Genomic DNA, 24122 nt, shown 5'->3' on the forward strand with positions numbered 1-24122 from the left:
ATTAAATAACAGGTTTAAGTGTATTAGTGGTAGCATAGAATAAATATCCTTCCACATCTTTATAGCCCATCTGACTTAAAAGATCCATATAGATACGAACCTGATCCAAATGTTCCGAATGCTCCTGAAATGTAAATTTATAATCGATGACGGCTACAAAATTGTCCTGAATCAGTATTTTGTCCGGACGATAGACATGTCCGTCCGCACTGACAATAGATCTTTCCGAAAAATGCTGCTCTGCTTTAGTCAATAACTCATTTAACTGTTCGTGTTGTAATACTCGTGTTGCTTCCTGCAGAAACAGGAGCTTTTCCTCTTCCATAATTGTTCCTTCTAACAGGAGACTATCCAGATAGGATGGGAGCTCGGCTAAAGATTTTATATCGGCAAGTATGGTATGAAGTATACTTCCCTGCCTTCCTGCCTGTCCAATATGAAGAACGTGAGCCGCATTTTTTTCCTCCCGGGGAATATATATATCAGATAATCTGTCGGAAGTAGGGTAGGTATGCATGCCTATCGTTTGAGGAGCATCTTGTTTTCGATCTGTCCGAACCGGTTTTTCAATATTATACACGTCTTCAGATTCAAAATGTTCTGCTAAAACAAGTTGGAAAAGATCGCCTGTATTGCTTATCTTTTTCAAATCTTTCTTTTCCTTGATCCCTATATACAGATAATCTTTTGCCCGTGTGGTTGCCACATAGATCATGTTAAGGGCATCGATGTGGCTGTACAAGTTCTCTTCAAAGTAATAGTTTGCCACACTGGACTTTGCTAATTCATCCTTGTATTTCAAAGGTATACTTTTCAGGGCCTCATAGGGCGTATTAACTGCGGGGACCCAGAATATTCCATTTGTCTTTCCGCCCAGATCCAGGTTACAGAATGGAATAAATACAGCGCGGAAAGCCAGACCTTTGGATTTATGAATGGTCATGACCTGTACTGCATTAGCAGCATCAGGAGAAGGCAGTGTTTTTCGTACGCCGTCTTCTTCCCACCAGTTCAGAAAACTTAATATCCCTTTTTCTCCTTGTTTTGTTGCATTTGCGGTAATATCCCGGAATGAAAGGAGGTAAGCCAGATATTCCTGTTTCTGGTCCAGACCATATGCATGGATGATACGTTCCACCAGTTCCGGTAGAGGCAGTTGCATCCAGTTATTGGCTTCTTCGCATAAGGCAGGAGGGAGTATTCCTGAAAGCTGTGATAAGCTCTTTCCTTTGATCGTCAGGAATATATCAGGGTCAATGGCAATGTCCCGGATTTTATGATAAAGCGAAATACAATTAGCCTTATACAAAGATGTATTTTCATCATATCCTACCAGAATATACAGAGTGTTGATGATCAGCTTTATAGCTGTGCTGTTTGTAATCATCAGCGCATCTCCGGACACAACAGGAATACCTGCAGCCATCAGTTCGTTTACAACGGACTCTGCCTCTCCATTGGTCCTCACCAGTACACACATCTCACTGTAGATATAATGGAAATCCTGCTGTATACGCCGGATTTCTTCAATGGTATCCTGCAGTGCGTATTCTCTAAATACGGAATCGCTGAATATTCGCTCCTCTTCTTCCTGTTTACTGAATTTGCTGATCTTGATAATTCCCCCCTCCGGGGTTCTTGGAGTTGTATTCTGCCGGACATTTTCAAAAATAGAATTGATAATATCGTGATAGCCTTTGGCAACCCACCAGTCCAGGAGTTCTGTCTTTTCGGTTTCTGCTACTAATAAATTGAGTTTATCCTGCAGTAGACGGGGAAAGGAAGCGTATAAAAAGTTATTAAATTCAATAATAGCCGAACTGCTTCTGTGGTTATCTTCCAGATTGTCATCCACAATATGATGGCTACCCAAATCTGCTTTGGCTCCGCTTTCAAGTATGCTCCAGTCGCCATTACGCCAACGATATATAGACTGTTTTGTATCGCCAACGATAAGGTGGTCAATAAATTCTTCGCTGGGTGCAGAGATTGCATTCTGCACTAAGGATCTGAAGCTTTTCCATTGGGAAACGGAAGTGTCCTGAAACTCATCAAACAGAAAATTTCGATACCGGTTGCCTATTTTTTCCCATATAAAAGAAGGATTATCTCCCGCATCTTCAGTGATTCCGGTTAATAAATGCTGTGCATCGCTGATTAACAGATTTCCACTCTCCTCACGGTATGCCCGCAGTAAGAGAGCAAGTTCCTGCATAAGACGAAGGTAATACACATTGTTCTGGAATTGAGTGGCCAGGATATACGATGCTTCTTCATTCTGAAAATAGGTACACAGGTCTTTTAATAACGGATTGATGGAATAGAAAGGACTGGTATCTGTATTCTTCTGAAACCACTCTTCCGGTGTGTCAATCAGTTTGTGCAGGGAGGAAATCTGGCCAAAGTCTTTCTCTGTGATCTTGGTCAGTTTCAACAGAGGATTGCGGGATTTACCCTTGAGATCGTCTGTTGAGAGATTGCTGTCCCGGAATGCTTGTAATACCGACTGCGCTTTTGATACCAAAGATTCTTCTACATACCTGATGTGCTGTTTGGTCAATTGTACATATTTCGAAAATTCCTTTTCTATATTCGAATAACCAATTTCATTAAGTCCCGTCTCAAAATCAGTAAAACGTTCTTTAAATATTTCGCGGGTAAGGCTCAGGAGTTCTCCTTTATAATTCCAGCTTTTATCATTATCGATACGTTCTTTTGCGAGATCGACAATCCATTCTACCAGCTCCGGTTTATCATCTAATTCCAGATCCAGTCTGTCGACCAACTGATCCTGCACTTTGTCGAGATTCATTTCAAGGCTATATGCGGCATCAAGTCCTAGTTCAAAGGCAAATCCCCGAATTACCTTTTGTACGAAACCATCAATAGTGCTGACGGAAAAATGGCTGTAGTCATGCAGGATACGACGGTATATTTTCTGTGCCCGTTCCTGTAATTCGATATGGGAATACTGCGGATAGGCTTTTAAAAGCAGTTGTCTGTAGTTGTCTGTTCCTGGAGATGGATCATTGTTTGCCAGTCCTTTTAATACATCCAGAATCCTGGTTTTCATCTCCTCCGTGGCTTTATTTGTAAAAGTTACAGCTAATATTTCCCGATATTTATATTCGTGATGAAATAACAGCGTCAGATAGTGCACTGCAAGGCTAAATGTTTTACCTGATCCTGCTGAAGCTTTAAGTATTTTTAGAGGTAAGATCCCTGACATAAATGAATACATATGTTTTACAAAGGATGAAGTTACATATTATTTGGCAAGAGCTCTTCTCCTAATCAAAAAGTCAGCCCGCAATTCGTTTATGAAGATTCTATAGGCTGAAGACAGATGAATTTAATCCCTTGATTAGATAAGAGTTGACAATCCGGAATAATCTTTTTATCTTTGCGTCCCCTCTTACATACAGTACGGGGGATATGTTGAATACATAAAACAAAATTAAAACATGGCAACTAAAATCAGATTGCAAAGACATGGTAAAAAAGGAAAACCTTTTTACCACGTAGTAGTAGCAGATTCACGTGCACCACGTGATGGTAAATTTATCGAACGTCTTGGTTCTTACAACCCTAACACAAATCCTGCAACTATCGTTTTGGATTTCGAAAAAGCGTTAGATTGGATGAACAAAGGTGCTCAGCCTACTGATACTGCTCGCGCTATCCTTTCTTACAAAGGTGTATTATACAAAAAACACTTAGAAGGTGGTGTGAAAAAAGGTGCTTTCGATGCAGCAAAAGCTGAAGAACTATTCGCAGAATGGTCTAAAGAAAAAACTGCTAAAATCGATGGTAAAAAAGATAGTCTGACTTCTTCTAAAGAAGAAGCTAAGAAAGCTGCATTAGCTGCTGAAGCTAAGAAAAAAGCTGACAAAGCAGCTGCTATCGCTGCAAAAAACACTCCTGCAGTAGAAGAATCTGCTGAAGAAGTAGAAGCACCAGAAGCTACTGAAGGCGCTGAAAACACTGAAGAAACTGAAGGATAATCACATATCACGAAGTAAAAAATTAAGCCGCCCCGCAAACCGGGACGGCTTTTTTGTAAAAGATGGAATCTGATAGTCCGTCTGAATCTTTATTTTTATATTTTACGTTACATCATGACCATAGATCAGAGTTTTTATATTGGATACATCAGCAAGACAAGAGGACTGAAGGGAGAACTGCAGCTGTTTTTTGAATTTGAAGATTATCAGGATCTGGATATTGATGTACTTTTTGTGGAGATCAATAAGAAGCTTGTCCCTTACTTTGTAGAAAATATCAAGTTACAATCCAATAGTACGGCCTACCTCAATCTCGAAGATGTAGATCATATTGATAAAGCACAGCCATTGGTACACAAGAAAATGTATCTTCCTAATGATAAGATGCCAGAGCGTGATCCTGATGATTTCAGACTGACTGATCTCAAAGGCTTTCTGGTTATTGATGAGGTACATGGTGAATTGGGGGAAATCATAGAAGTTCAGGAATTGCCTCAGCAATTTATAGCAAGGGTTGATTTTAAGGGAAAGGAGCTGATGTTTCCGTTGAATGATGATCTGATACTGGGTATTGATCCTGAAGAAGAGATTATTGAAGTAGACCTGCCGGAAGGTTTGGTAGAACTATATAGCGAATAACAAAAAGCTGCTCTTTTCTGAGTAGCTTTTTCTATTTATATTCGGGAACCAAAACTGAATTGCTGCAATCCTGTATTATGAAATATATTCTTTTATTCCTCTTGCCTTTCTTCATCGGATCGTGTACCGAAACAATCCAGCTTCAACCGGGGAATTATCAAATGACATGCGGATATAAAGAGTCTGTTTATAAGGCTATGAAAAAGACCGACAGGGGAAGTGTAGGGTGTAACGTTACCTGTGAACATGAGATTTATCACCGCTCTTTTCTCGTATTGAATAAGGATAATACTTTCGTACTGGCCATCGAGGATGTCCTAATGCACGGGGATTATGAATTGGTAAAGAATGAAGTTAAGCTGAAGGACAAGGACGGTTCTGAATTAATTTTGGAGATCAAGGAACAGCGACCGGATTGTATTCAGCTTGTGGGTGTTTTTGATGAGGTCAGCAGCCGTGCAATATCAGCAAATGAGCGTCTGTATTTTAATTTTACGTTAGATAGTACCCAATCTGTTGAGACGGATAGTAAATTTACATACGAAGTCAATACATGGAGAATTGCTCCGCTGGACAGCGAATCGGATGCCGAAATCAAGACAAGATTATTGAATAATCTGGATTACGTCTGTGCATATGTTCAGCATGTACTCCATTCAGGGGTCTATCACGGATACAAAATGGACGGAATTCCTACTCCGCTGCGATATCTTGAAAATGGTATCGTACTCCGGGAATGGGATGATGTACCGCAGAGCTGGAAAGATATCTTTTATGATGAGACCGACGCATACCGAGCGTATGAGATGTTGTACGAAACATTTAAGAATACAGATGCCAACCGATATAAAAGATCGGGTCTTCTGGTTGTTTTCTATTACCTCAAAGATCTCCGGAATGCCCTCAGTGACAAACAATAAATAGAGATAAGTGACAGGTTTTACTTTTTTAATTTTGACTTTTCACTTTGAATATCGATATTAGTTACGCTTATAGTGAAAGGCAGAGGGACTAGACCCAATGAAGCCTTGGCAACCTGTCTTGGAGACAAGGTGCTACATTCTACCCCAACTAAAGAAGGGAAAGATAAGCGGAAACACCGAATACCTGGTGTCTTTCTCTACGAGCCTTCATACATTATTTTATTATTGAAATTAAAAAGTGTCAACATGAATGAACATGTTGAAGTTTGGCCGGCTAAATGAAAATTATTGACCATATTCAAAATGCCAAAGGTAAAACCTTGTTTTCCTTTGAGTTATTGCCTCCTGCGAAAGGACAGAGCATACAGAGTATATATGAAACCATGGACGAAATGATGGAATTCAAACCTCCGTTTATAGATGTTACCTACCATCGCGAAGATTACCTGTATAAAGAACATGAAAACGGACTTTTGGAAAGAGTATCCTATCGTAAACGTCCGGGAACAGTAGCAATCTGCGCTGCAATAATGAACAAATATAAGGTAGATGCTGTTCCTCATCTTATTTGTGGTGGATTTACGAAAGAGGAAACTGAAAATGCATTGATTGATCTCAACTTCCTGGGCATTGATAATGTGCTGTTGCTAAGAGGAGATGCACGCAGAGGAGATGCAAACTTTATCCCGACAGAAGGAGGACATTCTTTCGCGACAGATCTGCTGCAACAGGTGTCAAATATGAATCAAGGCAGATATCTGCATGAGGATGTCGAAACTTCAGAAAAAACCAACTTCTGTATAGGTGTTGCCGGATATCCGGAGAAGCACTTTGAAAGCCCTAACTTTAATACGGATTTCAAATTTCTAAAGAAGAAGATAGAAATGGGAGCAGAGTTTATTGTAACTCAGATGTTTTTTAATGTTCAGAAATATAAAGACTTTGTAATCAAATGCCGGGAGCATGATATTAATGTACCTATTATTCCGGGATTGAAGCCAATTACTTCCAAAAAACAATTGGTGACATTGCCTCGTGTCTTTCACCTGGATATTCCGGAAGAGCTTAGTGACGCCATTGCTGATTGTCATACTAATGCCGATGTAAAACAGGTAGGACATGAATGGCTGGTACAGCAGTGTAAGGAACTGATAGAATTTGGCGCTCCGGTGCTTCACTTCTATACCATGAGTAATCCGGGACCCACCAAAAAAATTGTGGAACAGTTGTTCTAAATTCGTTTTAAATCAACAAATCACAAGACCTGCATATTACATATACAGGCCTTGCTTGTTAAATAGGATGCTGGGGGTTAAAAGATATATTTGAGTCCGAATTTGACTCCGTTTTGAAATCCGGAATTCACACCAATATTAAAATCATTTGCTGTTTCTCCATCCTTAGGTTTCACTGCAGACCAGCCAACCAGTCCGAAAGATGCTTCTATTGAAAAATGACTGCTCAGGAAATAATCTATTCCCGGAGATAGCTGTACACCATATCCGGTGAATTTGCTGTCAGCTTTTACCCCATTTGCATCAATGGTATTTTTGCCAAAAGTCAAAGGAACTGCTGCCTGACCAAAAATCAAAAAGTTGTCCGTGATGCTCCAATATTTCCGGGCCAATGGCTGTACGATAAATGCTTCTTCTTTGCCGATAACATCAGGAACCGTTTTATCTTTCTGACCTAAATATCCTACGCCAATACCAACTGCGGTCGTTGGGGCAACGAATGTACCCACAACAGGAAGGACACTGTAATGCTGAATATTTCCGTCCGATTGAGTGGAATAACCTGCCTCGCCCATGATAAACCATTTTCCTTTGAATCCCTGAGCCTGAACAGCTGCTGTACCGATAAGTAACATTGCAATAATTGAGAATAATAACTTTTTCATAGCATATAATATTTGTTTAACTACTTCAAATCTAAGTAGCATAGGAGCTTAAAAATATGATCGGAATCAGGAATTAAAATAAGTGCAGAGACAATTTTATATTTCAGAAAATGGAAGAAAATAATGCAGACAGGCAACATAAAAAAGTCCTGTTCTTCTTTCGCAGAACAGGACTTTTTTTTAATTGTGGAGATATGCTTATCCTTTTTTGACTTCTTTTGCCCAGGAGTCTTTAAGGGTGACAGTACGGTTAAATACCAGATGATCCTTAGCGGAACGGGTATCTAATGTATAATATCCCAGTCGGATAAACTGATAGCCTCTGCCTAATTCCGCATTGGCCATATCAGGCTCTAAATAAGCTTTAGGAATAATTTTAAGACTGTCTGCATTGATGGTAGATTTGAAGTCTTCTTCTGCAGCAGGATTTTCTACGTTAAACAGACGGTCATAGAGTCTTACCTCAGCTTCTTGTGCATGTGGCACAGATACCCAATGAATCGTTCCTTTTACTTTAAGGCCACTTGTATCTTCTCCGGATTTTGAATTTGGAATATAGTTACAGTGAATTTCTGTGATATTACCATTTTCATCCTTCACAAAATCATGGCATTCTACGATATAAGCATGTTTAAGACGTACAGATAAACCAGGCCCTAAACGGAAGAATTTCTTTGGAGCATTCTCCATAAAGTCTTCACGTTCTATCCATACTTCCTTGCTGAACGGAATTTTACGTGAGCCTTCCCCGCCTTCTACTTCCGGATTATTTTCTCCTTCCAGTTCTTCTACCTGTCCATCCGGATAGTTGGTAATGATCATTTTGACAGGATCTAACACTGCCATTCTGCGCCATGCTGTCTTATTCAGATCTTCACGGATACAGAATTCCAGCAGACTTACATCGATAATATTTTCGCGTTTAGCAATACCAATACGCTCACAGAAGTCTACGATACTGGCAGGTGTGTAGCCGCGACGACGTAAACCGCTGATCGTAGGCATACGCGGATCGTCCCACCCTTCAACATGTTTTTCATTTACCAGTTGCAGCAATTTACGCTTACTCATAACCGTATAATTCAGGTTCAGTCGCGCAAATTCATACTGTTTTGAAGGGTAAATCTCCAATTTATCTATGCACCAGTCATACAGCGGGCGGTGAGGAATAAACTCCAGTGTACACAAGGAGTGAGTGATCTTTTCAATCGCATCACTTTGTCCATGTGCAAAGTCATACATCGGATAGATAGGCCATGTATTGCCTGTACGGTGATGGTCTGCAAATTTGATCCGATACAAAAGCGGATCACGCAGATGCATATTCGGATTAGCAAGATCAATCTTTGCACGTAAAACTTTTTCACCTTCTTTATATTTTCCGGCTCTCATCTCTTCAAAAAGTGTGATGTTTTCCTCTACTGTACGATCCCGGTAAGGTGTAGGTATTCCTGGCTCAGTAGGTGTGCCTTTTGCTGCAGCTATTTCTTCAGCAGTGCTGTCATCTACGTAAGCTAATCCTTTTCTGATGAGTTCGAGTGCGAAATCATAAAGTTGCTGGAAGTAATCGGATGTATATAATTCCTGGTTCCATTGAAAACCAAGCCATTGAATGTCTTTCTTAATGCTTTCTACATACTCTGTGTCCTCAGTCACAGGGTTCGTATCGTCAAAGCGAAGGTTTGTTTTTCCATTATACTTCTTTGCTAATCCGAAATTCAGACAGATGGATTTAGCATGTCCGATATGAAGGTAACCATTCGGCTCAGGAGGGAATCGGGTCAACACACGACCATCGTGCTTGCCTGTCCGAAGATCCTCCTCAACGATCTCTTCAATAAAATTTAATGATTTTACTTCATTTTCCATGTTACAAAGTTAGCTATTAAGCATGATATTTTTATATGCTAATCACCGTACATAAGACGCGTATTTCAAAGGTTTTCCTATCTTTAATTCCTTAATTGACAAGTATTCATTATGATCAGATTTACAGGCATTTTGCTCGCATTGTTTCTTCCCTTTTTATCATTTGCTCAAAAAAACAAAAAACCAGCATTATTAGTTTATGGGAATGACATTGAAGCTTTTTCTGCAGCCTTGCAAAGTGCAAAGTCAGGAGTGGCTACTTTGTGGATCGTCGATCAGCAGACGTTAGTTCCTTCTCTCACAGAAAAAAGTATTACATTGTCTGGTCAGCACAATCTGGATGCCGGATTATGGAGATCGCTGCTGTTTGCTGCAAATCCAGCTCTTCCGAAAAATGATTCATCAGTCCGGTTATTAAGAATCGATACGAATCCTCAGCTTTTTAAGAATGGCATTGAACGAATGGTTAGCGGCGAACCTAATCTCCGGATGATTAAAAATCAAAAAATTACCTCCTTAAAACGAACGGGTAAACGGTGGGATATTGTATTAGCTGATAAAGCTAAATATGAAGTGTTGTCTGTTATAGATCTTTCTGCAGGAAATGAGCTGGTCGCATTGGCCGGGTTATCTCTCATGAATACGATAGAATTGCAGGAGCCGGATGCATATACTCTTCAGGATCAACGGACGATTCTGGCTAGCGGACGTCTGGCTGAAAAGACATTGTCTATTCCTTTAAACGTATTTTTGCAAAGCCAGAAGGATAATTACTTCCAAAATCCGTTAGGCAACAAACTTAAGTCCGCATCTGCAGATGATATCCCGTTCAGAAGTGCTGTCGGACAGACGTTGGGCGCCATGGCAGCATATTGTGCATTTTTCAAAACAGATGCTGACCAGATTGATATCCGTAAGTTGCAGGATGAATTACTACAGTATGATGCAAAGATTATCCCTTATGAGGATATTCCGGTAGACGATGTGCATGCCACAGGTTTACAAAAATTCGGTCTTGCCGGAGTGTTGAAAGGTGAATTCAGAGAAGGAAGATATCTGTTCAACGGGGAGGATAGTGTACGGTTTGATGAAATCAAACCCGTGTTTAATCAGTTGTATTCCCGAAGTCAGATCTGGTTTTTAGATAATGGAGGAGATATTATAAAGTGGAAAGACCTGTTGAGTCTGATTAAATATGTTAGTCAGCGGGGAGATGAGCTGGATAAACAGATCATGCAGGACTGGCATAAAAAATTAAAATTTGAAGGGGAATATGATAGTACTAAAACGGTAAGCAAATATCAGTTTGCTGTTATTGTCGATAAATACTGTAAACCTTTTGTTGTACGGACAGACCAGTCCGGTAAAATAATCAGGTAGTAAAAAAGGAGATCCGATTCGGATCTCCTTTGATTTAGTTAAGAGTAGGCAAACACTTTTCCTAAAGATTCATTATTTGTGAATGTGGTGTCAAGATCGATCAGCTCTCCGGATCCAATATTGATTACCATACCGTGTACGGCTAAGTCATCACGTTCTTTCCATGCATTCTGTACAATAGATGTGGTACAAAGATTGAATACCTGTTCTACAACATTTAGTTCAACCAGACGATTTGTTTTTTGTTCAGGATCTTCGATTGCATCAATTTCAGCAGCATGTAAACGATATACATCCTTGATATGACATAACCAGTTATCTATTACACCAAATTGTTTACGGCTTAAAGATGCTGCAACACCACCACATCCATAGTGACCTGCAACGATTACATGTTTTACTTTAAGAACATTGACCGCATAGTCTAATACGCTCAGCATATTCATGTCAGAGTGTACACATACATTGGCAATGTTACGGTGTACGAATACCTCACCAGGCTTTGTGCCGGTAAGTTCATTTGCCGGAACACGGCTGTCTGCACAGCCTATCCATAAAATTTCCGGATTTTGTCCTTTTGCAAGTTGTTGAAAACGGCCGGAGGTGTCATTTTTAACAAAGTCCATCCATTCCTTGTTGCCATCTAAAATTTTGTCGAATCCTAACTTTAAATCTTTATTTTCCATTGTTAATATTTGAAATTACTTCGTGAAAATTTACCGCTTTGATATATACAAATCTCGGTAATTAAATGTTTTATTTTTTATAAACTATATCTGTTAATTGAATATCCCGCCCTTTACTAATCGCATTTTGCTGGAAGTCTTTAATGACCTCAATGACGTCTTTATCAATGAATTTACTTTGTGACCCATTAATTTCGATTTTATCAATGTTCTTGGGTAAGCTGTATAATTTTTGCTGAATCGGCACTTTATTCAGAAAAGTAACTTCTTCGGCAAGTGTAATTACAGCCTTCTCATTATCATCCTGTTTGATAATATCAAATTTGAATGCATTTTTCATATTTGCTTTCAGGATATAGAACGTTGCAACTACTATACCTACACCAACTCCTGTCAACAAATCTGTAAATACTACTACAGCGATTGTCATGAAGAAAGGAATAAACTGATCCCAACCCTTAACATACATCTCTTTGAAGAGAGCAGGCTTTGCTAACTTATAACCGGTATGCAATAGAATAGCGGCAAGACAAGATAGTGGAATCATGTTTAATACAGTAGGTATAGCTAATAAGGCTATAAATAACCATAAACCGTGTAACATCGCAGACTGACGTGTGCGTCCACCTGCATTTACATTGGCAGAAGAACGTACGATTACCGAAGTCATAGGAAGACCACCCAGCATACCACTGGCCATATTACCCACACCTTGTGCAATCAGCTCTCTGTTAGTTGGTGTGTTGCGTTTGAACGGATCTATCTTATCTACAGCCTCTATGCTAAGAAGTGTCTCCAGACTGGCAATGATAGCAATTGTAAAAGCTACTATCCATACCTCTTTATTTAAGATCTGAGAGAAATCCGGCAGCGTAAATAGGCCAGTAAATTCTGAAAACGATCCTACCACAGGTACAGTCACAAGTTGTGCCTGACTTAACTGAAAGGAAGTACCCTGAAATGCCATCGCTAAACCAAGTCCCACTGCTACAACTAATAGAGGTGCCGGAATTTTGTTTACCTTCGGAAGTTTAGGCCAGTAGATCAGAATCGCTAATGAAAGCAAACAGATGATCAATGCACCATAACTAATTGAATCCAGTAATGTATCTGCAAAAGCAGCAACACCTCCACCGTTATCCATTTCAAAAGCATGTTTTTCCGTTAGTCCCATCGCTAATGGAATTTGCTTGAGGATAATAGTGATACCAATTGCAGCAAGCATACCGATGATGACAGAGGAAGGGAAATAATTTCCGATCATACCTGCCTTCACGATACCGAGAATCAATTGTATAATTCCGGCAATTACTACCGCTAATAAAAATGTCTCATAAGCGCCCAGTTGCTGGATCGCACCAAGTACGATCACCGTCAGACCTGCGGCCGGACCACTGACACTAAGAGGTGATTTACTGATAGAGGCTACTACAATACCTCCGATTATTCCCGTCAAGATGCCTGCAAAAAGAGGTGCTCCCGATGCCATGGCAATACCAAGACATAATGGCAAAGCCACTAAAAATACGACAATACTTGAAGGGAAATCATATTTTAAGTCTCTTTTCGATAGTTTTAGAAAAGCAGACATACGTGTACCAAACATAAAAATGGTGTTTTACTGTTAAAAAATCTAATGATAATAGTCTGAGACCCGGATACAGGTGCTCAGCTCAACTAATGCGATAGTTGATTAACAGTTAGGCGGAGGGGTGGGTACAGACGGGTGAAAGGCACAGATGTGTTTTTCATCCCACAAGTGGAATTCATTATTCTTGACGACTGTCTCCGGACAGGAGAATGTAGTAATGTCGGCAGTTCCACTGAAATATTTAGAACCACTATCCTGATGATCTTCAGCCTGAGATGGCGCTTTTGCGTTATTCTCAATCTCAATCTGTAGTACGACTTGCAGGATGTGATCCTTGTCTACAGAAGAAGAAAAGATAGGTGTAGCAGAAATCATCATCTTCGTGAAGAAGATGAAAAAGCAAATTAATGCTGATACTTTTCTGTGCTTTCTGCTAAACATTCTGGTTCGTGTTACTTTATACTAACAACACAAAAATAGGCGAAAAAAATAAAAAACAAAATTAAAGACTAAATAAATGACTTTTTATAACATAAATTTTGCAAAAGATGACTTTTCAGATACAAAATTCTATTCAAAGCTTTTTGCACGATCTTTGATATAGTCCGTAAACTATCTTATCTTCACATTATATCCGGAGATAGTATTATAGAACTTTATGGTAACAAAGGAACAATTTATTGAAAAGATTACAGCCTCTTATCAACCTAAGGGTGCTTTTATTTTCCTGGGTGCAGGAATTTTCAATGGAGAGATCGTCGCAGAAGCAAAAGTAAACCTTGCACTGAAGATGATGAACAGACATGGTCTGATTGCCGGTGCTACTGGTACCGGTAAGACGAGGACTTTGCAACTTATTGCAGAACAACTTTCCAATGAGCAGGTTCCAGTATTTATGTTGGATGTGAAAGGTGATTTATCCGGCTTTGCGCAGGAAGGAAAATCGAATCCGGCACTGGAGGAAAGAGGGCAGGCTATTGCATACCCTTTTCAACCTCAGAATTTTCCTGTAGAGCTCTATTCGCTGAGTGGCAATAAGGGGATTCCGATGCGGATCACTATAGAGGACTTCGGGCCGGTACTTTTGTCCCGTATACTGGATTTGAATGAAACACAGTCAGGTGTATTAGCGGCGATATTCAAATATGCCGGTGATAAGCAAATGCCGTTAGTAGACCTTGTTGATTTAAAGAAACTGCTTTCCTATCTTTCAGATGGGCCAGGAGCGGCAGAAATCAGTAATGATTACGGCCGAATCAGTTCAGCTACCTCCGGGACAATTCTGAGAAAAATAGTAGCCATCGAACAGCAGGGGCTGGCACATATTTTCGGAGAGAAAGAATTTGAAATTCAGGATCTGTTCCAGAAAATAGACGGTAAGGGTGTTATCAGCCTTTTAAATATTTCGGATGTACAGGACCAGCCTTTATTGTTTTCTACATTTTTATTAAGTCTGCTTGCACAGCTTTTCAAAAATCTTCCGGAAGTAGGTGATCTGGACAGACCAAAACTTGTGTTTTTCTTTGACGAGGCTCATTTGTTGTTTAACGGTGCTTCGAAAGCATTTCTCTCTCAGGTAGAGCAGATCATACGCTTGATCCGGTCAAAAGGAGTTGGAGTGTTCTTTTGTACGCAGGCTGCAACGGATGTACCCGAAACAGTTCTTGGCCAATTGGGGAACCGTGTTCAGCATGCGCTGCGGGCATTTACGCCCAACGATGCCGAAGCACTGAGGAAGACTGTAAAGACATATCCGCATTCTGAATTTTATGAGATAGATAAGATTCTTACTTCTTTAGGTACAGGGCAAGCCATGATCACCGTATTGAATGATAAAGGTATTCCTACCGAAGTAGTCGCTACGCATATGATAGGGCCGCGCTCTGTAATGGGGCCTGTAGATCCGCAAACGTACACGGACATTATCAATAATTCGCCTTTACTGCAGAAATATAAAGAGTCTGTCAATAACCGTAGTGCAGAAGAAATTATTGAAGAAAAAATGGAAGAAGCACAACGGGCTAAGGCTCAGCAGGAGGCTGCCAAAGCGCAGTCAGCATCAGGTCGTCCCGCTTCTAGAAGACAAACACCAATGGAGGCTGCACAGAAAACAGCCACCACTACATTGGCCAGAGAAGGCGTGAAGTTACTAAGTAAGCTGGCTAACGGACTTTTAACAGCTTTTCTAAAGAAAAAATAATAGAAATTGTATCTTTGCAACTTTCAGTAACACTGTTATTTTCAACTTGTAAACTATAATAAAAAATATGGGTAAACCAACTTTATTGATATTAGCTGCGGGAATGGCTAGTCGCTATGGTTCTTTAAAACAAATTGATAGTTTTGGTCCTCACGGCGAGACTATTATTGACTATTCTATTTATGATGCGATTAATGCCGGGTTCGGAAAGGTCGTATTTATTATCAGAGAAGAATTTGTCGATAAAATGAGAGAAGTCTTTGACGCTAAGTTGAGCGGTAAGATTGAAGTTGATTATGCCTTTCAGGATTTCGATTTAAAAAAATTTGGAATAGACAGAGAGATAGAACGTTCTAAACCATGGGGTACAGCACACGCTGTATTAAGTGCGAAGAATCAGATCAATGAGCCCTTTTGTGTTATCAATGCAGATGATTTTTACGGAACGGATTCTTTTGTGAAGATGGCAGAATTTCTGACAACAGAAGTGACAGATAAGCAAATGGCTCTCATGGGATTCCGTGTAGATAATACCTTGTCGGATCATGGATATGTATCCAGAGGTGTTTGCGAAGTCTCAGACTCTGGTCATATGAAAAGTGTAACTGAACGGACAAAGATCTATTATAAAGAGATCTATGGGGAGAAGAAAATTGTTTTTGAGGAAAACGGAGTAGAGACTGAGCTGGATCCGAATAGCCGTGTTTCTATGAACTTCTGGGGTTTTACACCATTGGTATTTGAACAGGCAGAAAAAATGTTCCACACATTTGTGGAAGAAAATGCGGATGATCCTAAATCAGAATTCTTTATTCCTTCTGTAGCAGATGCGCTGGTTCAAACAGGACAGACAGACTTTAAGGTAATCCCTACTTCATCCAAATGGTTTGGAGTAACTTATAAAGAAGATAAAGAGATCGTTCAGGAGAGCATTTCCAAGCTTGTAGCGGACGGAGCTTATCCGGAAAAATTATTTTAAGCGATAGATACGATTAATAGAAATCCCGTAACAATATGTTACGGGATTTTTTTATGTTTGATAATAAGTTAACAATCTCTAACACGATAAGCCTGTGCTCAGAAAAATGTTTAAAATCCTGATGATAATTTTCGGTTCTATCATCGCCATTGTATTAGTTTACTGGTTAGCAGAACGTATTCTATCCCGGATACCCGCTCGTGTGACCACATCAGACGCTCCAAAGACCATCACGGTATACATTATGTCTAATGGCGTACATACAGATCTTGTACTTCCTGTAAAGCAGGGCAACATGGACTGGACAACTATCTTCCCTTACAGTAATAATATAAGTAAAGATACAGTCTATAATTATGTGAGTATAGGCTGGGGAGATAAGGGATTTTATCTGAATACACCGGAATGGAAAGATCTTAAAGCTTCTACAGCGTTTGTGGCAGCAACAGGTCTGGGAGAAACAGCATTACATGTAACTTATTATAAGCGTATCGTGGAAGATGAACTCTGTTATAAATGGATGATCGATACAGCTCAATATCATGCGCTTATAGATCATGTTAAGGAAGCATTGGATTATGATAGTCAGGGAAATCCAATTGTGATACAGACAAACGCACAGTATACAAATTCGGACGCTTTCTATGAAGCTAAAGGGGCTTACAGTATGTTTTATTCCTGTAATACCTGGACCAATCAGGGATTGAAAAGAGCAAATATGCCTGCCGGTATGTGGGCAACACTTGATAAAGGAATATTAAGCCATTATAAAAAGTAAAGTTTATTTGTCATAATGTAAAGTTTATTTTACATTTGTCTTATTAACAAATGTAAACCTATGAATCATTATGAAAAAAATTCCTTTATTACCCCGATATTTCCGTTGGATAGGCGTGGTTTTATTTACACTGACCCTTGTTCTTTATGTAATTGATAGCATAGAAAGAGGAGGAGAAGGCATCTACACTAAATCTTTTGTTCTTATCAATGATACTTTTATGAGTGAAAAAGGATTTCTGAAGTTTATGGAGGTGGAAATTACATTGACTTTGTTTCTTAGTTTAACTCTTTTTGGTCTGGCTGCTATAGCATTTTCAAGGAATAAGGTTGAGGATGAGATGATTAATTCAGTCCGGTTGTTTTCGTGGTCCTGGGCTATTATTTACGCCTTGATTTTCTGTTTTATCGCTACTGTTTTTGTTTATGGTACTACGTTCGTGAGGATCATATCCTTATTTCCTCAGGAACTGCTGTTATTTTATATCATCATCTTTCATATTAGTATTTTCAGATTAAATAAGAAGAGTATAGGTGAAGAATAATATTAAAATAAACAGGGTTATAAAGGGGTATTCTCAGGAGCAATTAGCCATTTTGGTAAATGTGAGCAGGCAAACCATTAATGCATTAGAAGCAGGTAAGTATGTTCCTTCGACCGTACTTTCTTTAAAAATATCGCAGGCTTTGGAAAAGTCTGTTGAAGAATTATTTGAGCTGGAAGAGGAAGATTAGAGCTTAAAAACAAAAGCCCGAAGGTATTACCTTCGGGCTTTGTTATGTAAAAAGGAGGTTGTTATTTTACCTCTTCGTAATCTACGTCAGTTACATCATCTGCTCCGCCCTGATTTCCACCTGGCTGGCCTTGTCCGGCATCACCCTGAGGTTGTGCACCATTGTTAGATGCTGCATACATTTCTTCAGAAGCAGCATTCCATGCAGCTTGTAATTCTGCTGAAGCAGTATCGATATCTGCAAAGTTTTTAGCAGCATAAGCAGTTTTTAATTTCTCTAAACCAGCTTCGATTGTTGCTTTTTTGTCTGCAGAGATCTTATCTCCGTATTCTTTTAGTTGTTTTTCAGTAGAAAATACTAAAGCATCTGCAGCATTGATTTTATCTGCTTCTTCTTTGATTTTCTTATCTGCATCCGCATTTGCTTCAGCTTCTTGTTTCATTTTTTGGATTTCTTCATCAGATAAACCTGAAGATGCTTCAATACGGATATTTTGCTCTTTTCCGGTTGCTTTATCTTTTGCCGAAACCTTGATGATACCGTTGGCATCAATATCAAATGTTACTTCGATCTGAGGCACTCCACGAGGAGCTGAAGGAATATCATTCAGGTGGAAACGACCGATTGTACGGTTTTGAGCTGCCATTGGGCGCTCACCCTGAAGGATATGAATTTCTACAGAAGGCTGGTTGTCAGATGCTGTAGAGAATGTTTCAGATTTTTTCGTAGGAATAGTTGTATTCGCTTCGATCAACTTGGTCATTACACCACCCATTGTTTCGATACCCAATGAAAGAGGTGTAACATCTAATAACAATACATCTTTTACTTCACCTGTCAATACACCACCCTGAATTGCAGCACCTAATGCTACTACTTCATCCGGGTTAACACCTTTTGAAGGCTCTTTTCCAAAGAAGTTTTTAACAGCATCAACGATTGCAGGGATACGAGTTGAACCACCTACAAGGATAATTTCATCGATGTCAGATTTGCTGTATCCGGCATTTTTCAATGCAGATTCACAAGGTTTGATAGTACGTTGGATTAGATCTGCAGCAAGAGATTCGAATTTAGCACGTGATAATGTACGTACCAGGTGTTTCGGACCTGTAGCATCAGCTGTAATATATGGCAGATTGATTTCTGTAGAAGTTGTGCTTGACAATTCAATTTTTGCTTTTTCAGCAGCTTCTTTCAGACGTTGCAATGCCATAGGATCTTTTTTCAGATCAAAGCCACCGTTTTCATTTTTGAATTCATCGTTCAACCAGTTGATGATTACATTATCAAAGTCGTCACCACCTAAGTGTGTATCACCGTCAGTAGATTTTACTTCAAATACACCATCACCTAATTCCAGGACTGAAACGTCATGTGTACCACCACCACAGTCAAAGACAACGATTTTCATGTCTTTATGCGCTTTATCCAGACCATATGCCAACGCAGCAGCAGTAGGTTCATTGATAATACGTTTTACTGTCAGACCTGCAATCTCTCCTGCTTCTTTTGTAGCCTGACGCTGTGCATCATTAAAGTATGCAGGTACAGTGATAACGGCTTCTGTAACTTCCTGACCTAAGAAATCTTCAGCAGTTTTCTTCATTTTCTGAAGAATCATAGCTGAAATCTCCTGAGGAGTATACTTGCGGTCGTCGATTTCTACACGAGGTGTATTATTGTCACCTTTTACAACATTATATGGTACATGTTCTGCTTCTTTAACAGATTCATCGTAAGATGTACCCATAAAACGTTTGATAGAATAAACCGTTTTGTGGGGATTTGTAATTGCTTGACGTTTTGCAGGATCACCTACCTTGCGCTCTCCTCCATCAACAAATGCAACGATAGAAGGTGTAGTACGTTTACCTTCGTTGTTGGCTATAACTACTGGCTCGTTACCTTCCATTACAGCAACGCATGAGTTCGTAGTACCTAAGTCAATTCCTATAATTTTAGACATATCTTGTATTTTATTTATTTTTAATGTTTCGCAATACTATTATCAACCCTTATGCCAATTGGTAGCTTTAGCTCAAAATCGTACAAATAAGGTTTTAAACTATGTTTTGAGTGACAAACTGTCATATCATTGTTTTAATGCACTGTCTTTATTGCTTTGGTATATTTATTTTGTCACATTTGCACTCTCAAAAAACATTATTAGAAGGCAGATCATGAAATTTGAAGCATACTTAGGGTATTTCGAAGATATTCTTAATAATCCTGCGGCACACCAGGCGTATCTGGATGAAGAATATTTTCACTATACCAAAATGAACTGGAGCAGAATGAGCCGTTGGTTAAAAAAGTTTGAACCTTCAGCAGAAACAAAAGCTTTTTTCGCAGCTATTACAACAAAGCAACATTGGATTCTGATTACCGAACCCTGGTGTGGAGATGCTGCACATTCGGTTCCAATGATTTATAAGATGGTTAAAGACAATCCGAATATTGAATTGGATATCCAGTTGAGGGATACAGCTCCTTTTTTAATTGAGCAATATCTGACCAACGGCGGAAAGTCTATTCCTAAATTGATTATTCGTGATGAAGAAGGGAAAGATCTGGCCGTATGGGGTCCAAGACCAGATGGATGTACAGCTGTTTTTGTGGAGATGAAAGCAAAAGGAGCTGAGTTTGAAGAAATAAAAGAAGAAATCCAAAAATGGTATAATCAGGATAAAGGTGAAGAAATTCAGCGTGAACTGATCAGTTTGTTAAGCTGATATCTTTAATGATAGTTATTATAAAAACATAAACGTCCGGCAATTTTGCCGGACGTTTATGTTTTTCAATGAGGTAGGGATGAGTTTTTTTGAGTTTATCGCTTGCCTGCATTCTCCAGAACCTGAGCGATAGCGGTATATCCTCTGGCTTTTGCATGTTCCAGAGCAGTTACATTATCTTTGTCCGGAATATTGATGTCGCAACCTCCTTTTATCAATGTATTCACGATTTCGACATAAACTTCACTGCCATTTCCGAGGACTACGGCTTCCATTAAAGCTGTCCAGCCAAGTCTGTTAATATGATTAATGGGAAATTTCGGAGTTCCTGACAGTAATTTTACAACATCCAGATGTCCTCTTTCGCAAGCGGGTATCAAAGCGGTGCCATGGTAGCGGTTATATATATCGAAGCGGGCTCCGTGTTCAAGAAAAAGCTGTACTAATTCCGTATATCCTGCCGCTCCGGCATACAGAAAGGGACTGTCGAAAATGTCATCCTGCAGATTGACATCGGCTCCGTTGTTGATCAGCAATTTCGCCATCTCGATGTATCGTGACTGGGTCGCAATTAACAACAATGATTTTGCATTTTTATCTTTTGAATTGACATTGGCTCCGTTTTTAAGAAGAGATTCTACTTCTGCCAGTTTATTTGATTTAACAGCTTCTACTATAGAAGTCTGAAGTTGTGACGATGTTTCGGATTTCATATCTGTCTCGCAGGCATTGAGAAAAATGATGGAAAAGAATAAGAAAAATTGATTCATAATAAGATTAATAAATAATGTTACCCTGATGAATTAATGATTTGACAGGTGATATCCGTGCTACAGCTTCTGCGGAGCAGCTTGCGTCTACCAGAATAACATCTGCCTGATCGTTGATCTGAGGCCACTGTCTGTTGCCTTGGTCATCGAGCGGAAGAATATTATGAGTTGCAATCTTTAAACATCTGGATAGCTCAAATTCTGTTGAATATCCATATAACTGAGCCATCAGGTTGGACTTCTGAAGAATGCTTCCGGATCCGAATGTATTCCAATGATCGATGATACTGTCATTACCTGTACGTACATCTACTCCATATTTATAAAGGGTAGGAATTGGCATGATAATTCCTCCAAACGGAACTGTAGATATGATGCCTACATGAGCATTTGCTAATCTTTCGGCTGTCTCCTGTAGTTTCTGATTCTCTAGTTTCGCCAGAACAAAACAATGACTCAAGAATGTTTTATGCTGCAAAGCGGGATTTTCCATTACCTTTTGAATAAGGTATTCTACCGTTTTGAGTCCCGATTCCCCTCCTTCATGAAGATGTATATCTATTCCTTTATTATTGTCCAAAGCCAGTTGGACGATAAAGTCAATACTTTTCTCCATACTTCCATCGATAGAGAAAGGATCTAGTCCGCCAATAAAATCTATATCCATGGTGGCGGCATCTTTCATTAGTTGTTCTGAGTGAGAATAGAATATTCCATGTTGTGGGAAGGCCACCAATTCTGTACCAAACGAATCTTTTTTGTTCTCAATGGCAACCTGTAGATTTTTTAACGAATCAAGTTTAGAGGCAGGCTCTATATTGACATGACTTCTCGCGAAATTAACCCCATGAGACTGTAAGAGCTCGATCAGCTTTTCTGCACGATAAGTTGATGACGGCAAGAGTTGAGGCATTAATTTCTGTTCAAAGACTATCATATCTTTGACTGATCTGTTTTTCTTAGACCGGGCTTTCCAGGGACCACCGTAATAGGTTTTGTCCAGGTGGATGTGCATATCCTTCATTGCAGGAAGCATTAAGAAGCCTTTGGCATCCACGGCTTCTGCATCAGGCTTGTTAGGAAGTATGGCCTTTATTTTTCCGTTTTCGAATTCCAGCGTAAACAAGTCTGTTTTGGTTCCAATGATTTCCTCATTTTCGTATTCAAAACCTGTTTCCAATCGGACATTTTTGAGGACTAATGCTGAATTATTGTATGTGTTGGTTGGTTCCATTTGGATAGCTTGTTTCACAGGGGAGGTTTCTCCCTTTAAGACGCTGCCGCCTGCCAGCAGCAGAGACGAACTCTTTATAAAATCTTTTCTTGATATGGAATGCATAGGACGACTTGAGATGTTTTAACAAAAATAAGAACCTTTAAAGCCGAATTGATGCGGGATTTATTCCAGAACTTGTAAAAATTATAACTGCTCCCGAAATTGACGGGGAGAAACACCTGTCTGCCCTTTGAAAAAATTGGAAAAGTAAGGGATATCATTAAATCCCAGTTCAAATGTAATCTCCTTAATAGTTTTCTGTGAACTGTGAAGTAACCTTTTAGCTTCAAGTGTTGTGCGTGTCTGTATCAGATACAGGGCCGTTACTTTAAGATTATTTTTACAGAGAATGTTAAGATAATTGGCCGATATGTTTAATTGATTCGCATAGAATGCAACTGTTTTCTCTTGCTTGTAATGATTATCAATCAAAGAGTGGTATCGCATCAGCGTAGGGTTTGTCTGGTATACAGTAATATCATCAAATTTACTTTGAATTTCCCGGTTCACTAATTGAGTAATCAGTTTACTTCTGGAATACACAATATCCCAGTAAACAGGATGTAAGGCAAGCTCTCTCTTCAGATTTTCAAATTCAAATAATAGATCGTGAAAAAGAGGCTGTGAAAGTGGAATGACCGGGTGCCCCTGATATAACAAAAAAGAAAACTGCATGGAAGTCGAGAATGTTTCAAATACCCGCTTACTGATCATCAATTGATATCCTGAAGTTTCTTCTCCCAGATCCCATTTGTGAACCTGATCCGGAAATAAAATATGGATCTGAAAATCAGCGACTGAATAATCTATAAAATCTATGCTGTGTATACCGCTGCCTTTTTCGATTAAAAATAAGAGATAGAAATCGTGTTTGTGTGCTTTCTCAATTTTATTCCTGCCATGTGACCCATGATACAGCAAACTGTAATCTGATCTGGGATCAAATTGAAACTCTTTGAGTTCTAGTGTTGCAAAGGTTTCTTTTGTTACCATATCTGGAAATTACAAAATATTCCGTTAAATCTGGTAAAAAAATGACCGGTGGAAAATAGGGATACCGGCCATTTCTATGAGAGCTATTATTTACTTGGCTTAGCGTGAGTTGTCGGTGTGTGTATGATGTCATAATACACCGTACGATCAGTACTGTTTGGATATAGGCGGTAAGTGAATTCTTTCGGTGTCAATACTAAAATATCGACAATTCTTTCAAACAGAACCGCTTGGGTTTCGGGATTTTTCGCAATCAGTTTTCTGGTTTTACCATCTGCCGAGACTGACCAGTCTCCCTGAATTCTAAATACATCTTTCAGATCATAAATAATAAAAGTGCCTTTAATGTCATAATAGGCAAAGCCTACTGTCCCTGCAACATTTGCATCTGTCAGTGCGACATTTTCTCCTTTATTGTTTTTTGCTCCTGTTGTTTCCCAGGCTGTGCTGGCTAAAATTTCGCTTGGCGTAAGTGCAGGAGTGACTTCTTTGTCATCATCACTACAGCTGAATAATAAAGTCGTGCTTACAAGAGTCAGCACAATTAGTCCTAAGTTTTTTAAATGTCTCATAATTATTAGTATTAGTGTGACACAAAATTATCGTTCCTCACGCTAGCGTTTTTGTGAAAAGCGAAGATAAACTTGTGAATTTTATTCCTTAGA

At 39.3% G+C, this 24122-nt stretch carries 22 protein-coding genes and 1 riboswitch; of the genes, 11 read left to right on the forward strand and 11 right to left on the reverse strand.

Annotation, left to right across the window (positions count from 1 at the left end; translation table 11 throughout):
* Window position 1: 1 nt before the first annotated feature.
* Window positions 2-3229, reverse strand: a complete 3228-nt coding sequence (locus tag B4B65_RS21175) for a UvrD-helicase domain-containing protein (RefSeq protein WP_293918657.1) — start codon at window positions 3227-3229, stop codon at window positions 2-4.
* Window positions 3230-3464: 235 nt separating this feature from the next.
* Here B4B65_RS21175 and B4B65_RS21180 point away from each other — a divergent pair, with 235 nt between their 5' ends.
* The 4 genes from B4B65_RS21180 (at window position 3465) to B4B65_RS21195 (ending at window position 6801) form a co-directional block, all read left to right on the forward strand.
* The gene (locus B4B65_RS21180) at window positions 3465-4004 is read left to right on the forward strand and encodes a 30S ribosomal protein S16 (RefSeq protein WP_002999808.1); all 540 of its coding nucleotides are present in this window, start codon (window positions 3465-3467) and stop codon (window positions 4002-4004) included.
* Window positions 4005-4118: 114 nt separating this feature from the next.
* Window positions 4119-4643, forward strand: coding sequence for a ribosome maturation factor RimM (gene rimM, locus B4B65_RS21185; protein WP_201680806.1), 525 nt, complete (start codon window positions 4119-4121; stop codon window positions 4641-4643).
* Window positions 4644-4840: 197 nt separating this feature from the next.
* Window positions 4841-5563, forward strand: coding sequence for a hypothetical protein (locus tag B4B65_RS21190; protein WP_293918660.1), 723 nt, complete (start codon window positions 4841-4843; stop codon window positions 5561-5563).
* Window positions 5564-5630: 67 nt separating this feature from the next.
* Window positions 5631-5736: riboswitch (SAM riboswitch) on the forward strand.
* A 108-nt stretch (window positions 5737-5844) separates the two neighbouring features.
* Window positions 5845-6801 (forward strand): methylenetetrahydrofolate reductase, encoded by a 957-nt coding sequence (locus B4B65_RS21195; RefSeq protein WP_293918662.1) that lies wholly within the window; start codon window positions 5845-5847, stop codon window positions 6799-6801.
* Between the two features lie 77 nt (window positions 6802-6878).
* On the opposite strand, the gene B4B65_RS21200 is transcribed toward B4B65_RS21195, so the two are convergent.
* Together B4B65_RS21200 and B4B65_RS21205 are read right to left on the reverse strand one after the other, a co-directional pair.
* Window positions 6879-7466, reverse strand: coding sequence for an outer membrane beta-barrel protein (locus B4B65_RS21200; RefSeq protein ID WP_236582310.1), 588 nt, complete (start codon window positions 7464-7466; stop codon window positions 6879-6881).
* A 198-nt stretch (window positions 7467-7664) separates the two neighbouring features.
* On the reverse strand, window positions 7665-9335 hold the full coding sequence (locus B4B65_RS21205; protein WP_201680802.1) for a glutamine--tRNA ligase/YqeY domain fusion protein: 1671 nt from the start codon (window positions 9333-9335) through the stop codon (window positions 7665-7667).
* 111 nt (window positions 9336-9446) lie between these two features.
* Here B4B65_RS21205 and B4B65_RS21210 point away from each other — a divergent pair, with 111 nt between their 5' ends.
* Window positions 9447-10715 carry a hypothetical protein gene (locus tag B4B65_RS21210; RefSeq protein WP_293918666.1) on the forward strand — a complete coding sequence of 423 codons (1269 nt, stop codon included), beginning with the start codon at window positions 9447-9449 and terminating at the stop codon, window positions 10713-10715.
* Between the two features lie 38 nt (window positions 10716-10753).
* On the opposite strand, the gene B4B65_RS21215 is transcribed toward B4B65_RS21210, so the two are convergent.
* The 3 genes from B4B65_RS21215 to B4B65_RS21225 all read right to left on the reverse strand — a co-directional run bounded on the left by B4B65_RS21215 (window position 10754) and on the right by B4B65_RS21225 (window position 13370).
* Complete coding sequence (locus B4B65_RS21215; protein WP_115168940.1) at window positions 10754-11401, reverse strand: carbonic anhydrase; 648 nt, start codon at window positions 11399-11401, stop codon at window positions 10754-10756.
* A gap of 70 nt (window positions 11402-11471) precedes the next feature.
* Window positions 11472-13007 (reverse strand): SulP family inorganic anion transporter, encoded by a 1536-nt coding sequence (locus tag B4B65_RS21220; protein ID WP_201680800.1) that lies wholly within the window; start codon window positions 13005-13007, stop codon window positions 11472-11474.
* An 87-nt stretch (window positions 13008-13094) separates the two neighbouring features.
* Entirely contained in the window at window positions 13095-13370 is a 276-nt protein-coding gene (locus B4B65_RS21225; RefSeq protein WP_201681660.1) for a hypothetical protein, read from the reverse strand.
* 280 nt (window positions 13371-13650) lie between these two features.
* On the opposite strand from B4B65_RS21225, the gene B4B65_RS21230 reads away from it, so the two are divergent.
* From B4B65_RS21230 to B4B65_RS21250, 5 genes are all read left to right on the forward strand, one after another.
* The gene (locus B4B65_RS21230) at window positions 13651-15192 is read left to right on the forward strand and encodes a helicase HerA-like domain-containing protein (RefSeq protein ID WP_293918671.1); all 1542 of its coding nucleotides are present in this window, start codon (window positions 13651-13653) and stop codon (window positions 15190-15192) included.
* A gap of 67 nt (window positions 15193-15259) precedes the next feature.
* A complete protein-coding gene (locus tag B4B65_RS21235) occupies window positions 15260-16171 on the forward strand; it encodes a nucleotidyltransferase family protein (protein ID WP_293918673.1) in 912 nt (303 codons plus the stop codon).
* Window positions 16172-16277: 106 nt separating this feature from the next.
* The gene (locus B4B65_RS21240) at window positions 16278-16949 is read left to right on the forward strand and encodes a TIGR02117 family protein (protein WP_293918675.1); all 672 of its coding nucleotides are present in this window, start codon (window positions 16278-16280) and stop codon (window positions 16947-16949) included.
* Between the two features lie 70 nt (window positions 16950-17019).
* A complete protein-coding gene (locus tag B4B65_RS21245; protein ID WP_293918677.1) occupies window positions 17020-17493 on the forward strand; it encodes a hypothetical protein in 474 nt (157 codons plus the stop codon).
* Window positions 17483-17683 (forward strand): helix-turn-helix transcriptional regulator, encoded by a 201-nt coding sequence (locus B4B65_RS21250; RefSeq protein WP_293918679.1) that lies wholly within the window; start codon window positions 17483-17485, stop codon window positions 17681-17683. Before B4B65_RS21245 ends, B4B65_RS21250 begins: the two co-directional genes overlap by 11 nt.
* A 61-nt stretch (window positions 17684-17744) precedes the next feature.
* On the opposite strand, the gene dnaK is transcribed toward B4B65_RS21250, so the two are convergent.
* The gene (gene dnaK, locus B4B65_RS21255; RefSeq protein WP_293918681.1) at window positions 17745-19652 is read right to left on the reverse strand and encodes a molecular chaperone DnaK; all 1908 of its coding nucleotides are present in this window, start codon (window positions 19650-19652) and stop codon (window positions 17745-17747) included.
* A 214-nt stretch (window positions 19653-19866) separates the two neighbouring features.
* Here dnaK and B4B65_RS21260 point away from each other — a divergent pair, with 214 nt between their 5' ends.
* Window positions 19867-20418, forward strand: coding sequence for a thioredoxin family protein (locus tag B4B65_RS21260; RefSeq protein WP_293918683.1), 552 nt, complete (start codon window positions 19867-19869; stop codon window positions 20416-20418).
* Between the two features lie 95 nt (window positions 20419-20513).
* Here B4B65_RS21260 and B4B65_RS21265 read toward each other — a convergent pair whose 3' ends face one another.
* The 4 genes from B4B65_RS21265 to B4B65_RS21280 all read right to left on the reverse strand — a co-directional run bounded on the left by B4B65_RS21265 (window position 20514) and on the right by B4B65_RS21280 (window position 24029).
* The gene (locus tag B4B65_RS21265; RefSeq protein ID WP_293918685.1) at window positions 20514-21188 is read right to left on the reverse strand and encodes an ankyrin repeat domain-containing protein; all 675 of its coding nucleotides are present in this window, start codon (window positions 21186-21188) and stop codon (window positions 20514-20516) included.
* 7 nt (window positions 21189-21195) lie between these two features.
* A complete protein-coding gene (locus tag B4B65_RS21270; RefSeq protein ID WP_293918687.1) occupies window positions 21196-22527 on the reverse strand; it encodes an amidohydrolase family protein in 1332 nt (443 codons plus the stop codon).
* Between the two features lie 81 nt (window positions 22528-22608).
* Window positions 22609-23457: a helix-turn-helix domain-containing protein gene (locus B4B65_RS21275; RefSeq protein WP_201680792.1), complete on the reverse strand. Its 849-nt coding sequence runs from the start codon at window positions 23455-23457 to the stop codon at window positions 22609-22611.
* Window positions 23458-23543: 86 nt separating this feature from the next.
* Window positions 23544-24029, reverse strand: coding sequence for a DUF4822 domain-containing protein (locus B4B65_RS21280; RefSeq protein WP_293918690.1), 486 nt, complete (start codon window positions 24027-24029; stop codon window positions 23544-23546).
* Window positions 24030-24122 lie beyond the last annotated feature (93 nt).

Source organism: Sphingobacterium sp. UBA5789 (genome assembly GCF_002418355.1).
Lineage (GTDB): Bacteria > Bacteroidota > Bacteroidia > Sphingobacteriales > Sphingobacteriaceae > Sphingobacterium.

Excerpts from the sequence above, each read along its gene's own strand:
- B4B65_RS21175 (WP_293918657.1), bottom strand. The coding sequence starts at position 3,229 with ATGTCAGGGATCTTACCTCTAAAAATACTTAAAGCTTCAGCAGGATCA.
- B4B65_RS21180 (WP_002999808.1), top strand. The coding sequence starts at position 3,465 with ATGGCAACTAAAATCAGATTGCAAAGACATGGTAAAAAAGGAAAACCT.
- rimM (WP_201680806.1), top strand. The coding sequence starts at position 4,119 with ATGACCATAGATCAGAGTTTTTATATTGGATACATCAGCAAGACAAGA.
- B4B65_RS21190 (WP_293918660.1), top strand. The coding sequence starts at position 4,841 with ATGAAAAAGACCGACAGGGGAAGTGTAGGGTGTAACGTTACCTGTGAA.
- B4B65_RS21195 (WP_293918662.1), top strand. The coding sequence starts at position 5,845 with ATGAAAATTATTGACCATATTCAAAATGCCAAAGGTAAAACCTTGTTT.
- B4B65_RS21200 (WP_236582310.1), bottom strand. The coding sequence starts at position 7,466 with ATGAAAAAGTTATTATTCTCAATTATTGCAATGTTACTTATCGGTACA.
- B4B65_RS21205 (WP_201680802.1), bottom strand. The coding sequence starts at position 9,335 with ATGGAAAATGAAGTAAAATCATTAAATTTTATTGAAGAGATCGTTGAG.
- B4B65_RS21210 (WP_293918666.1), top strand. The coding sequence starts at position 9,447 with ATGATCAGATTTACAGGCATTTTGCTCGCATTGTTTCTTCCCTTTTTA.
- B4B65_RS21215 (WP_115168940.1), bottom strand. The coding sequence starts at position 11,401 with ATGGAAAATAAAGATTTAAAGTTAGGATTCGACAAAATTTTAGATGGC.
- B4B65_RS21220 (WP_201680800.1), bottom strand. The coding sequence starts at position 13,007 with ATGTTTGGTACACGTATGTCTGCTTTTCTAAAACTATCGAAAAGAGAC.
- B4B65_RS21225 (WP_201681660.1), bottom strand. The coding sequence starts at position 13,370 with ATGATGATTTCTGCTACACCTATCTTTTCTTCTTCTGTAGACAAGGAT.
- B4B65_RS21230 (WP_293918671.1), top strand. The coding sequence starts at position 13,651 with ATGGTAACAAAGGAACAATTTATTGAAAAGATTACAGCCTCTTATCAA.
- B4B65_RS21235 (WP_293918673.1), top strand. The coding sequence starts at position 15,260 with ATGGGTAAACCAACTTTATTGATATTAGCTGCGGGAATGGCTAGTCGC.
- B4B65_RS21240 (WP_293918675.1), top strand. The coding sequence starts at position 16,278 with ATGTTTAAAATCCTGATGATAATTTTCGGTTCTATCATCGCCATTGTA.
- B4B65_RS21245 (WP_293918677.1), top strand. The coding sequence starts at position 17,020 with ATGAAAAAAATTCCTTTATTACCCCGATATTTCCGTTGGATAGGCGTG.
- dnaK (WP_293918681.1), bottom strand. The coding sequence starts at position 19,652 with ATGTCTAAAATTATAGGAATTGACTTAGGTACTACGAACTCATGCGTT.
- B4B65_RS21260 (WP_293918683.1), top strand. The coding sequence starts at position 19,867 with ATGAAATTTGAAGCATACTTAGGGTATTTCGAAGATATTCTTAATAAT.
- B4B65_RS21265 (WP_293918685.1), bottom strand. The coding sequence starts at position 21,188 with ATGAATCAATTTTTCTTATTCTTTTCCATCATTTTTCTCAATGCCTGC.
- B4B65_RS21270 (WP_293918687.1), bottom strand. The coding sequence starts at position 22,527 with ATGCATTCCATATCAAGAAAAGATTTTATAAAGAGTTCGTCTCTGCTG.
- B4B65_RS21275 (WP_201680792.1), bottom strand. The coding sequence starts at position 23,457 with ATGGTAACAAAAGAAACCTTTGCAACACTAGAACTCAAAGAGTTTCAA.
- B4B65_RS21280 (WP_293918690.1), bottom strand. The coding sequence starts at position 24,029 with ATGAGACATTTAAAAAACTTAGGACTAATTGTGCTGACTCTTGTAAGC.